At 52.9% G+C, this 11,994-nt stretch carries 10 protein-coding genes; 4 read left to right on the top strand and 6 right to left on the bottom strand.

Annotated elements, in window-relative coordinates; genetic code table 11:
- Positions 1 to 111: 111 nt before the first annotated feature.
- Complete coding sequence (locus tag IEV97_RS13785; protein ID WP_188502068.1) at positions 112 to 699, top strand: DUF3267 domain-containing protein; 588 nt, start codon at positions 112 to 114, stop codon at positions 697 to 699.
- A 187-nt stretch (positions 700 to 886) separates the two neighbouring features.
- Positions 887 to 2,086 (top strand): dipeptidase, encoded by a 1,200-nt coding sequence (locus IEV97_RS13780; RefSeq protein ID WP_188502067.1) that lies wholly within the window; start codon positions 887 to 889, stop codon positions 2,084 to 2,086.
- A 741-nt stretch (positions 2,087 to 2,827) separates the two neighbouring features.
- On the opposite strand, the gene IEV97_RS13775 is transcribed toward IEV97_RS13780, so the two are convergent.
- Entirely contained in the window at positions 2,828 to 4,309 is a 1,482-nt protein-coding gene (locus IEV97_RS13775; RefSeq protein ID WP_188502066.1) for a PQQ-dependent sugar dehydrogenase, read from the bottom strand.
- A gap of 193 nt (positions 4,310 to 4,502) precedes the next feature.
- Here IEV97_RS13775 and IEV97_RS13770 point away from each other — a divergent pair, with 193 nt between their 5' ends.
- Positions 4,503 to 5,207, top strand: a complete 705-nt coding sequence (locus IEV97_RS13770) for a bacterial transcriptional activator domain-containing protein (protein WP_188502065.1) — start codon at positions 4,503 to 4,505, stop codon at positions 5,205 to 5,207.
- A gap of 41 nt (positions 5,208 to 5,248) precedes the next feature.
- Here IEV97_RS13770 and IEV97_RS13765 read toward each other — a convergent pair whose 3' ends face one another.
- The 3 genes from IEV97_RS13765 to IEV97_RS13755 form a co-directional block, all read right to left on the bottom strand.
- Positions 5,249 to 7,000, bottom strand: coding sequence for a M14 family metallopeptidase (locus IEV97_RS13765; RefSeq protein WP_188502064.1), 1,752 nt, complete (start codon positions 6,998 to 7,000; stop codon positions 5,249 to 5,251).
- Between the two features lie 310 nt (positions 7,001 to 7,310).
- Entirely contained in the window at positions 7,311 to 7,754 is a 444-nt protein-coding gene (locus IEV97_RS13760) for a DoxX family protein (protein ID WP_188502063.1), read from the bottom strand.
- A 40-nt stretch (positions 7,755 to 7,794) separates the two neighbouring features.
- Entirely contained in the window at positions 7,795 to 8,424 is a 630-nt protein-coding gene (locus tag IEV97_RS13755) for a mechanosensitive ion channel protein MscS (protein ID WP_188502062.1), read from the bottom strand.
- Positions 8,425 to 8,544: 120 nt separating this feature from the next.
- Between IEV97_RS13755 and surE the strand changes: the two genes are divergently transcribed.
- Positions 8,545 to 9,318, top strand: coding sequence for a 5'/3'-nucleotidase SurE (gene surE, locus IEV97_RS13750; protein ID WP_188502061.1), 774 nt, complete (start codon positions 8,545 to 8,547; stop codon positions 9,316 to 9,318).
- 64 nt (positions 9,319 to 9,382) lie between these two features.
- On the opposite strand, the gene IEV97_RS13745 is transcribed toward surE, so the two are convergent.
- Together IEV97_RS13745 and IEV97_RS13740 are read right to left on the bottom strand one after the other, a co-directional pair.
- Positions 9,383 to 10,561 carry a hypothetical protein gene (locus tag IEV97_RS13745; RefSeq protein WP_188502060.1) on the bottom strand — a complete coding sequence of 393 codons (1,179 nt, stop codon included), beginning with the start codon at positions 10,559 to 10,561 and terminating at the stop codon, positions 9,383 to 9,385.
- Positions 10,562 to 10,649: 88 nt separating this feature from the next.
- Complete coding sequence (locus tag IEV97_RS13740; RefSeq protein ID WP_188502059.1) at positions 10,650 to 11,903, bottom strand: TonB family protein; 1,254 nt, start codon at positions 11,901 to 11,903, stop codon at positions 10,650 to 10,652.
- Positions 11,904 to 11,994 lie beyond the last annotated feature (91 nt).

Here is an 11,994-nt window from a genome sequence, read left to right as displayed (position 1 = left end):
GGTCGCTCGCGTGCCCTTTGAAATTATGGGGATAAATTTCAAAGGGCTAAAAGGATGAAGATCAACGTGATTATTTGTCTATTTTTACTGTCTATAAGTGACGATCAGCGCATGGAAGCAGAAAAATACAGCAAAACAGAACTGAGTATGACCGCTGCCGAGGCCAATGTGCGGGCGCTCGTTTTCATTGTGCCGATTCTGGTCATCTATGGGGCGGCTTACTGGCTCATCTGGCCCGAACAGTTCGCTACCCAAAATCTGCGACAACTTGTGGAAGTACAGCGGGATTTGCTGCTGATCTCTCCCATGATCATGCTGCTGGTCTTTGTGCTTGGGGCAGTGGTGCACGAGTTGCTGCACGGGCTAACCTGGGCGGTGTTTTGCAAAAATGGACTCAAGTCGATCAAATACGGCGTGCACTGGAAAGTGCTGACGCCTTACTGCCACTGCAAAGAAGTGCTGCCACTCAGGCACTACGCGATAGGCGGGATGATGCCGGGCCTGGTAATGGGACTGTTGCCAGCGCTGGCAGGTATAGCCATGGGCCATTTTCTGCTCTTCCTGTTCGGCCTGTTCTTCAGTATTGCCGCCGCCGGAGATCTGCTCATCCTCTGGATGCTGCGCCACCAGCACAGCTCCGACCTCGTGCAGGACCATCCGGACAAGATCGGTTGCTATGTGTTGAGTACGAAGGTATAGCCGTCATAACCCCTAACCTGTCTATTCTCGGAGAGCCTGGCCCGCCCTCTTATACCTATCCCTGCGCCCATCCAGGCTAATTTCTTCAGACTCTCTAATACGATCGCGGCGATTCGGATGCTGTTGGAAAGTCAAGCCTTTTTGCTATATTTAAGGTATGGCTCTTTGGTATATGAAGCATCAGACTATGAATTATAAGAAACTACTGGGCGGAAGCCTGGCACTGGCAGCCCTGCTCTGCAGCAATCCACAGGCATCGGCACAAGACTACAGGCAACTGCACGAAAAGGCCATTGTGGTAGACACCCACAACGATGTGCTGATCTCGGTACTGGAAGGGCTGCGGCTGGAAGATGACCTGCGCGGCAAAACGCACTCTGACCTGGCCCGCTTCAAGGAGGGCGGGGTGGATGTGCAGGTGTTCTCTGTCTGGAGCGATGAGACTTACGGTGATGGCAAAGGCTTTAAATTCGCCAACCTCCAGATCGATTCGCTCGAGGCCATCGTGCGCCGTAACCCCGACAAAATGATGCTTGCCCGCACACCTACCGACATTGAGCAGGCCGTCGCGCAAAATAAAATGGCCACCATGATCGGGGTAGAGGGCGGCCACATGATGGAAAGCAACCTGAAGTACCTGGAGGCACTGCACAAGCGCGGCACCATCTACATGACCCTCACTTGGAACAACTCCACGCCCTGGGCTACCTCTGCCATGGACGAAACTAGTGGCAAACTTCCTAAGAACCGCAAGCCCGGGCTGACAAAATTTGGCAAACAGGTGGTACGCAAAATGAACAAGCTCGGCATGCTCGTCGACCTGAGCCACGTGGGTGAGCGCACTTTCTGGGATGCCATGGCCACTACCACCAAACCGGTGCTGGTCTCGCACAGTTGCGTGCACCATTTCAACCCGCACTCCCGCAACCTGAAAGATGACCAGATACAGGCCATCGCCAAAAATGGCGGCGTGATCCACCTCAACTTCTTCTCCGGCTTCCTGGATCCAGACTATGACAAACGCATGAACGCTTTCCGGACCAATCACAGAGCGGAAGTTGACTCGCTGCGCAAAGCAGGTGCCAACTCGATCCAGATCGCTGACTGGGCCATGGCAAACTACCCCGAAGAAGCCTCCGAGTTGCGTCCGCCACTCTCCCTGCTGATGGACCATCTCGACCACATCGTGAAGCTGGTAGGCGTTGACCATGTCGGCTTCGGCTCCGACTTCGATGGTATCACGTCCACTCCACAGCAGCTCGACAGTGTAGCCGATATGCCTGTGATCACCCGCGAGCTGCTTGCCAGAGGGTATAGTGAAGAGGATATTAAGAAGATAATCGGCGGGAACTTCCTTCGCGTGCTGCGGGCAAATGTAGGTTCTTAAGCAGGTATAGGTAAAATGTGAAAAGCTCAGGCACTGTAGTTAGTGCCTGAGCTTTTTTGTTTGTTTTATTTTGTAGCTACTACTTATGCAGGTTTAGCAACTAGTATTGTTTCATAGCTTCGCCTGTGCGGCGGGCACTCACTTTTTTCCTTGATGAAAAAAGTAAGCAAAAAAATCAAGACTCCCCAAACTCGCTGACCGCTCGAACAGTGGAGCGCCGTTTGGTGCACCTGGCAAGTGTGATTTGCTTCGTAGCCTGCGGGGCAAGTTAGTCTTGCTATACCTGTCTGTGGTGTGTGCCACAACACTTATACCTGTGAAGTGGCAGCTACAGACTCCCCTCCTTGGATAAGGAGGGGCAGGGGTGGTTGGACCCGGTAAAGCAAAAGAACTACTGCAACTACAACGCTATACCTTGAAACGACAGCAGAAACTCCCCTCTTGAGAGTGGCTGGGGTGTGTCATAGCAACTGTCTGACCACTTTCAACTAAGATCCTTCCAGGTTGACAAACCGGAAAGTAGTAGCCAAAAAGTCCCTCTTGGAGTAGAGGCCTTCTACAAAGAAGGGGCTGGGGTGTGACAATCTTGCATGATAGCGCCCCCCGGGGAAGGGGGAGCAAGGGTACAATCCGAATAACCAAGCTATACCTGTAAAACAGCAAATCCAGATTCCCTATACCTGTGCCAGAGGCCCCACCATAGCAGACACGAGCAAGGACGCTCGCGCCATATTCACCTTATTACTCTACCGGCACCACCCTATAAATCGTCCCCGGGCTCTCTACGGCTACATAGATATACCCATCTGGTCCCATTTTCACGTCACGCACGCGGCCAATGTTTTTGAGGAGTTTTTCTTCGCTTACGATCTTCTCACCATCCATTTTGAGCTTGCTTAGGAACTGGAAGCGTAGAGAGCCAACGAGCAAGTCACCTTCCCAGCCCTTGTAGCGGCCTCCCGTCACGAACGCCATGCCGGACGGGGCAATGGAAGGAACCCAGTACCAGAGCGGCTGCTCCATACCTTCTTTTTTGGTTAGTTCTGTCAGCACAGTGCCGTTGTAATTGATGCCGTAGGAGATAACGGGCCAGCCGTAGTTCTTGCTTTTCTCGGCGATGTTCACCTCGTCACCGCCGCGCGGGCCGTGTTCGTTTGTCCAGATGGCGCCGGTGCTCGGGTGGATAGTCATGCCCTGGATGTTGCGGTTGCCGATGGTCCAGATAGAGGCGATGGCGCCTTTTTCGTTCACGAAAGGGTTGTCGGCAGGTATAGCGCCGTCGTCTTTGATGCGGTGTACCTTGCCTGGCGCACGCTCAATGGTCTGGGCATTTTCGTGGTGCTGGCCGCGGTCGCCTACCGACACATACAACAGACCGTCGCGACCAAACTCCAGGCGGGAACCGTAGTGGTGGCGGGTGCGTGCCCAGGGCTGTGCCTCGAAAATCACTTTCTGATCCGTGAGTTTGTTACTGTCAAGTTTGGCGCGCATCACCGCTGTGGTCGAGAGCGTCTGGTCACCTTCTTTTTTGAAGGCAGAGTAGGAGAGGTAGATCAGGTTGTTTTTCGCAAAGTCCGGGTGAAGCGCTACGTCCAGCAGACCGCCCTGTCCCTGTGCCAGTACCTCGGGGGCACCAGCAATCTTCTGCAATTGGCGGCTTCCCTTCGGCAGGCGGTAGAAAGCGCCGTTGCGGTCGGTGATCAGCATGTCGCCGTTTGGCAGGAAAGCCATGCCCCATGGAATTTCCATACCTGTCGCCATCGTATCGAGGCGGTAGCTGAGCGACTCGGAGGTATAGACAGCGCTGGCCGTGGCCTCTGCGCTGAAATCGTACTGCTTCACATTCTGTATACCTTCCTGTATGTAGGCCACCAGCGCCGTAATTTCCTGGTCTGTGAACGCCTGCTCAAAGGCGGGCATGCCTTCCTCAGGGTATCCATGCTTGATAGCGGCAAAAAGGTTTTCAGCGGTGTTGCCATGCTTCCATTTGCGGTCGGTGAAAGCTTCCATCTGCTCGCCATGGCAGCCGGAACAGTAGCTGGCGTAGTTGGTACGGGCTTTTTCCAGTTGCGTCTCGCTCAGGGCTACTTCCTGAACGGAAGTCTGGGCAACAGTTTGCGCATTGGCGTCAGTCGTACTGGCACTGCTGCCGGAACTGGTGCAGCTATGCAGTGTGATGAGGGCGAATCCCAGAAGAGGAAACAGGCGTGATGTTTTTAACATAGTATGTGAGTAAGTCTTGCGGCTTTACGTGATTGATGCGGTTGTGTATACAAATATAGCTCTCCTGCTTTATTTCAGGTATAAAATCTGTTAAGTGAGACAAGTTAGGTATAGACTTCATTAAAACAGGTATAGGAAAGCTCCGGGAAGAAAAGTAGTTTAGCCCCGTTTCCGAACTGCAACTAACCAAAATATGCTAATTAGACTTTTCCTCCTTTTGATGCTGATGACAGGCGCCGGCTCGGCTTGTCTGGCGCAGCTTACCGCTTCAGACATCCGCCAACTACACAATGCTGCCCGCTATACCGGAAGCGAGGAGGATTTACTCAAGATACTGGGGAAGAACATCCGCTACCCGGCAGCCGCCCAGAGAGCCGACAAGATGGGAATGGCCGTGTTTGTGCTCAAGATTTCGAAAGGCGGTAGAATAGTAGAGACAGGGACACTGAACAAATCGCACGCTGAATTCAAAGAAGCGATCGGGCGGGCTGCAGACATGACAAAAGGCAAGTGGGCGGCCTCGAACGACACAGCTCAGTTTTTCTATGCTGTTATTCCTGTTTTGTTCGACATCTACGGCAGCGGCTATACCATGCATACCACCAAGGTGCCGGACTACTTCCAGGTAACAGTCGTGGTCACGGCTGTAGGCGTACCAAACGCAATGAATGGCCTATATGAAAGGCAGGAAAGTGATTATGTAACGCGGGCGAACAACCTCGCCCGGATGGAGCGCCACACGGAGGCGATACAGGCGCTTGAAGAACTGGTCAACCTGCAGCCGCTGCACACTGCCTATTACGAGCCGCTCATCACGCTGCATGAAAAAATCGGCAACGCCACCGAAGCTGAATACTACAGGCTGGTCCGGAATCTGTTTGCGCAGGAAGAAAAGTAAGCCAATAAAAAAGCCACCTTCGCGGGTGGCTTTTTCTATAATTACAACGGCAGCTTTACATCCTGCATCAGTCGCCCTACCGGGTACATGTTGTGGGTAGGCTCGTAGTGCGGAGAATTTCTGTAGACAAAGTCCAGTTGTGCGCGGGCGTTCTTGGCGAACTCAGCGTCCTGTTTTTTGCGCTCCTCCAGCTGCTTGCGCAGGTCCGGGTTCTTCTTCAGGATCTCAGCTGCCAGGTCTTCGAACACATAGCTCGAGAAGTACTCTTTCTGCATCAGGATGCTGTCAAAGAAGTTCCAGTTGAAATAGGAGTCCACGGCCTGCGGCTCCAGGGCTTCTACTAAAAAGCGGTTAGCCTCCTGGTTCAGGTATACCACGTAGTCGCCTTTCAGGAACTGGCGTGGCATGGTGCGGGTCTCCACCTTGGTACCGGAGTGCAAGTAATGGCCTTCGTACGCTCGGGGTGATGTTTTGTAATCAGAGATGTAGTAGGTGTCGAGCGTGATGGTGGTGTCGCGCTTAAGCTGGCGCATCTCCACTTTGTTTAGCTTCAGGCGGTCGATCACCTCGCGCCAGGCCTGCGGAACGATGTAGGCTACTGGCTTCTCCACCGTCACGGTAGGCGTGAAGGTGTTGTAGTAGTTGATGTTGGTAGCGTAGGGCGCTTTGCGGTCGTAATACAGGCGCTCCAGTCCGCTCACTTCGCTTGGCTTATACTTGGCGGCGTATCCCAGGAAAGGAATCTTCTCTACCTTGGTCGTGTCCAGTTGCCAGTCGAGGGCGAAAGTCTTTTGCGTCAGGGTTTCCTGCTTGGCCTTGGCGCGGAGTTGGCCTATCTCTTTGGCGTCGCGGCTCACAGTACTGATCATGTGCTCCATCAGCTTGTAAGTAGACTGCACCCGTTGGTCGAAGGGCTTGAGCATGTGCGTCTCCGGCACGAAGCCGATGGTGTTGTACAGCGCGGTATACCCGGTGGCATAGCGCGGCGACTCCATGAAGCCGATGATGCCCTTTTCAGGTGTCTCGCCAATGGTGTTCATGTAAGGCACCATCGGAAACTTGTCTTTCTTCATGCCTTCATACAGCGAAGGCAGCATCTTGCCCTGCAGGTAGCCGGCCAGTGTCGGATTCAGCTTGTTGTGCTGCGTGGCGATAAGCGTCATTACGTGCTGGTAGTCGGCGCCGTTGGAGGTATGGTTGTCCATGAACACGTCCGGGTCCCAGTCGCGGTAGATGAGGTGGAAGGCCTGCGCGTTTTTGGAATCGGTTTTGAGGTAGTCTCGGTTCAGGTCGAGGTTGCGGGCATTGCCCCGGAAACCGTAGCTCTCCGGGCCCTCCTGGTTGGTGCGGGTGTGGCTGTTGCGGTTAAGAGCGCCGCCTATATTATAGACAGGTATAACGGCCAGCACCACATTATCGAGTTGTTTGCGCTTGCTTTTGTCCTGCAGGTAGTCGCGGAGCAGCAGCATGGTGGCGTCAATGCCTTCGGGCTCGCCCGGGTGAATGCCGTTCTGGATGAGCAGCACGCGCTTGTCTTTTTGTTTGATCGACTTCGGGTCAAAGTCCTTGTCGGTGGAGACGATGACCAGGTGCAGCAGACGGCCGGAGTCGGTATAGCCGTAGGGCACCATTTTCACTTCGTCGTAGGCCGCGTCGAGCTTGCGGTACCAGTCGATGGCCTCGTCGTAAGTGGCAGTCTGGTTCTTGTTGCCTTTCTCGTAGGGCGTTTTGAGGTCAGTTTTGTCAGGTGTTCCGGTAGCCAGCAGCGCGGCTAAGAGTAGGGTGGTCAGCATGTGTGGTGTTTACAATTGTTCTTGCAGAGCAATGTTAACCAATTATGCTTAGAAATGGAATCAGAAATTGTCTGAGCGTTGATTTTTGTATGCTGTAGGGACAAGTCGCGACCCAATGCCGTCAACTTAAGCAATGATCAACTCAAACTGTCAACTCGACGATAGGAGAGAGCTGGATTCTTTCGAAATTTTCGCACTTATTCAGATTTTTCCCAAAACGAGGGCCCCTACCCCCGGGTCGAAAAGACAGAAAGGTCCTTAAATTGACGGAATTGGGTCGCGAACTGTCCGAATCGTGCATAGGTATAGGCTATACCTGAAACGTCTTCCGGTTCTTATTGGGGAATAATGTTTTATCGAGGCTATACCTGCCAGGGCCGATGAAGTAGAGGGCGAAAAAGAGAATGGCTGCTTCAAGGGAGTGGGAGTAACCGCCAAATCCATCGCCGGCAGAGACATGGCGCAGGGTTGCCACCAGCATGGTGATCACAAGCAACACCGTAACGGGCCTGAAAAACAAACCCAGCACCAGCAGCCCACCGCCTACCGTCTCGGCAAAAGCGGCCATAAAACCCCAGAACTCCGGCATAAAGTCAATCCCCAGCAGCTGCATGTTCGCTCCGATCTTCGCCCAGCGCTCCGGTCCGCCCACCATTTTAGGCCAGCCGTGCAGTATGAACATGATGCCGATGCCGATGCGAAGAAGCAACAGTCCGGTGTTTTTATAGCTATAGCGGGCGCGGAGTAATGACATGCGAGCAATAATACGCAATTCGCAGAAATATTACAATAACCTAATATATTAAAATGCTGCGAACAAGCGTATTGGCAGGTATCTGGTCGGGTTTCAGCTTATGAAGGCTATTCTGATCTAATTGTGAGGAATCCAAGATGAAGGACATGCCCGATTTTTCGCTCACAGCCACAAAACCTGCTTCACCTAAACTGGTGTAGTCAATAGGGTGCTGCCGTACCACTTCGCCGTACTTCGACCCGACTCCTATACCCTGGGCCGTTCTGTAGTTGGTGTCGCGGATGCTGATGCGCCATACCTGGCAATTGGGCTCGCAAAGCTGCTCCACCAGCATGCCGTGCGGGCTTTCCGAATTGCTGAGCACATACGCCGTGTATTGTTGGCCCTCCAGCTGCAGGGTGGTGTCCCTGATCTGCCAGCCTGTTGGCACCTGGCTGCGCATTTCTGCTATGGGCATACCGATCCGGACCCTGCCCGCCTGGCCTTTGCCAAGCACCAAATTAGCCGGGTCTGTGGCTTCGGTGTTTGTGTCGGGTTCAACGGTATCTGACATAGTCTCATCCGCTGTTGTGTTTGCGGTGGCGTCCGCTTGACCGGTGTTGTTATGGTCGGCCAGGCAAGCTGCCATGCCCACCCCCAACAGGATAGCGTACATTATATTCTTAAGCATAAGGTAAGATTAGGGAATCATTATATTCCTTGTAACCCTGTTCTGACAGCCGGGGTTGTCGTATATTAGCACCAAAACGTAAATCGTTTCTTTCGTTATACATCAACTAAAAATAATAAAATGGCTTTACCATTAATACTGGTTTCGAACGACGACGGCATCACAGCGCCAGGTATACGTATGCTGGTGAAAGTGGCCAAGAAGATAGGGGACGTCGTGATTGTGGCGCCCGATGGTCCGCAGTCAGGTATGGGGCACGCGATCACGATCGGGAACACCCTGCGGCTCGACCGCTCCATCGCTTTCGATGATATGGATGTAGAGGCATACGAGTGCTCCGGCACCCCGGCTGACTGCGTGAAACTGGCCAAGTTCCATGTACTGAAGGACCGCAAGCCCGACCTGGTGGTGAGCGGCATCAACCACGGCTCCAATTCCAGCATCAGCGTGTTGTATTCAGGCACCATGTCAGCGGCTATTGAGGCGGCAATAGAAGGGCTTCCGGCTATCGGTTTTTCGCTCTGCGACTACGGGCACGAGGCGGATTTTTCGCATACCGAGGAGTTTGTGGAGCTGATCATCCGGCAGGCGCTGGAGCACGGTATACCTGAAAACACAGCCCTGAACGTGAATTTTCCGAAAAAGAGCGAAGAGCCGATAAAAGGCGTGAAGGTATGCCGACAGGCCCATGCCAGGTGGCAGGAGGAGTTTGACGAGCGCCTCGACCCGCGCAACCGCCACTATTTCTGGATGACGGGCAGCTTCGTGAATTATGACAAAGGCGAGGACACCGACGAATGGGCGCTGGTAAACAACTACGTATCAGTCGTGCCCTGCCAGTTCGATATGACCGCCTACCACGCCATGGCCACCTTGAACGAGTGGGATTTGTAAGGTATAGCCTAGGTAAAGAGTGAAAGCAGAGCCGCCCCGGATACATTTCGGAGCGGCTTTGCTGCTATTTTACCTTTATTTTCAGCTTCCTTGCATCTTCCTTTCGGTTCACCACCACAAGCTCGTATTTGCCTTTCGGCAAAGCAAGGCGGGGAGAAGATTGCTGATTCGGAACTTCGAGTATGTCCACGGGAACAGCCTCCTGCACATTTTCTCCTTCCGGAAACGCCATGAGCAACACCGGGAATTCCAGCTGGATTGTGCTCAGGTCAACTAGTACACTCTTATTCCCATTTTCGAAAAGCCAGCCAGGCCTTACGTTTTTGTAAGAAGTGAACGGGTGAAGCACAGCCACATCGGCCCAGGTCTTGCCGCGTTCGAGTCGGAAAGATTGGTTCATCTGATCCAGCAAGACGGAAGGTTGAGTGATGTTGAAAGTCTGCAGCAGCGGGTGGGACATTTCCGGCTTGCTCTTTTCAGAGTAAGCTACCTGTTCAATCGTTAACGGATCTATACCTTTGTACTCTGCTAATCTGCCGGCCATCGCTTTTTCCCATTGGTCGTGCTCGCCTTCCACCACATGTCCAAATCCGCAGTGGATCAAAAACTTCTCGTTAGGTCGGCTCTCCATGACTTTCTGAATATTTCTGGCCTGATCTATTTCCCTGGGCTTGCCATTGTTCCGGTTGGTCGTTTCATAAGGAAACACGTTATACCCGATTTCCAGTGCAGTCCGGATCAGATTACCAAACTGTGGGTCTTTGGTGTAGTGGCCCGTCTCCATGACAGGGTATTTCCTGTCATGGAGCAGACTGTCTTTCAGCTTGCCATTTGTGAGTGCCTCGAGTCCGAGGTTCCTGTACCCATTTTCGTAAAGCCTTTGGAGCAGCGACCTGGTGAACACCCGATGCAGCGAACTGTGGTGTGCCTCGTTGATGATGACAACCTGGTGTAACCTGGCCTGCTCCACTATGTAATCTGCCGCCGGAATGACCCTATACCTTTCCCGGAGTGAATCCAGTTCATGCTTAGTGTAAGGTGTAAAACTTCCGGGGAAGGCAACATCCCACAACTCCAATGCTTTTCTGTAATCACCACTTGTAGCGAAGTCACTCGCAGCCAGCTGATGCTTCCAGGCTACCGTGTCCTGGTCCAGTTTCTCCTTAATAGCCGATTGGAATTTATAGGTATGCTGGAACGTGATCGTCTCGATGGGTTGCGTGTTTTTGCAGCCTGAGATCAAGAAAAACAGTAGGCAGCTTATCGAAAGTAAGGAGTGAGGCTTCATACAGGTGATGGCTCAAAATACAAGGGCACAAAATGTTAACGGATTATTTTTGCCGTGTTACCACCACGTCGGCTTTCTCTAGATCCTGATTTTTGCCGCCGTTTTCGGTCACAAACAGAATTTTGATTTTCTGTGTCACGCCCACATATTTCCCGTCTACCTTACCGGGGTTCCATTTCCCGTTCGTGCTCCGGAAAGCAGCGGATAGTACATCATGTAGCTCTCTGCCGACACTTGTAGGAATCATCGTCATCACATCGCCGTTGTCCTTTACCATGTAAGTCACCTCTACAGCCCCTTCAAAAGTAGCAGCCGCCGGATAGCGTACTGTTTTGGCCAGGTATCGCTCAAAGGAGCCGTCTTTAAAGGTTGGCTTCACATCCACTTCGTCCAGGTTATAGTAGCTCTTGGTATACTTGGTCATGCTCGGTACGCCCATTTTTTCGCTGCTATGGCCGGATTCTGAGCCCAGAAACTGCACCGGCAGCACCACTTCGGCACCACTTGGCTGACCGCTTTTGAGGGCTGGTTCCCACTGGCCGGAGGTGGCTTTCACAGCCGCCATAGCCGATTCTGACAGTTTAGCCAGTAGGGATTTGTTCTGCAGCTGGAACATAGAGGCGTCCATGTAGTCGAGTTCGGAGCCTGGTCCCACGGTTTTCTTCAGTTTCGTGCCCTCCAGTCGCACATTCGACACCTGCCCCTCACGGTCCACATAGAACTTCACCATCACGCGGGCGTTCAGGTTCTCGTTTTTGGCTTCGGCAGGCAAGGCCAGGTGGGCCTTCATCGCCTGGAACATCGCCTCATTGCCGCCCTTAAAAGCAGGCATGCGATTGGCTACGCTGGCAGCGGCGGTGCGGTCGTTGTCGTTCAGTGCAAACCGGATCGGCAAGGTATAGCGCACCCGCACAACTTCTCCGTTCTGCCGGCCAGGGTTCCAGTGGCCACTCATCAGTTTCACAACCCGCATTGCCTCTTCATCGGTTTCTTTGCTGAGCGACTTAACGGTCTTTACTTCATTGATTTTGCCGTCGGTTTCTACCACGAAGCTCAACACGGCCAGGCCTTCGAGGCCGTTACTTTTGGCGATAGCCGGATACTGGATATTGGTGCCCAGGAACTTCATCATCTCCGATTCACCGCCCTTGAACTGTGGCATTTGCTCCACATAGGAGTAGGGTTCGTTTGCAGATTTTTTGCTTTGAGCAAGCGTTTCCGTCTGCAGTCCGCAAGTGAGCGAGAGGGCCAGCAGGGGAGCAGCCAGCAGGGTTTTGAGTGTGTTTTTGTTTTTCATGAGAGGTATTTTTAAGGTTTCGTTTTAGGAAAGAAAAGGCAATAGGCATCCTGCCCCGGTTTTCAGGCCGGGCAAATCAGGTATACATAAG

This window comes from Pontibacter amylolyticus, from assembly GCF_014638845.1.
Taxonomy (GTDB): Bacteria; Bacteroidota; Bacteroidia; order Cytophagales; family Hymenobacteraceae; genus Pontibacter; species Pontibacter amylolyticus.
This window is presented reverse-complemented; position numbering and strand designations above follow the sequence as displayed.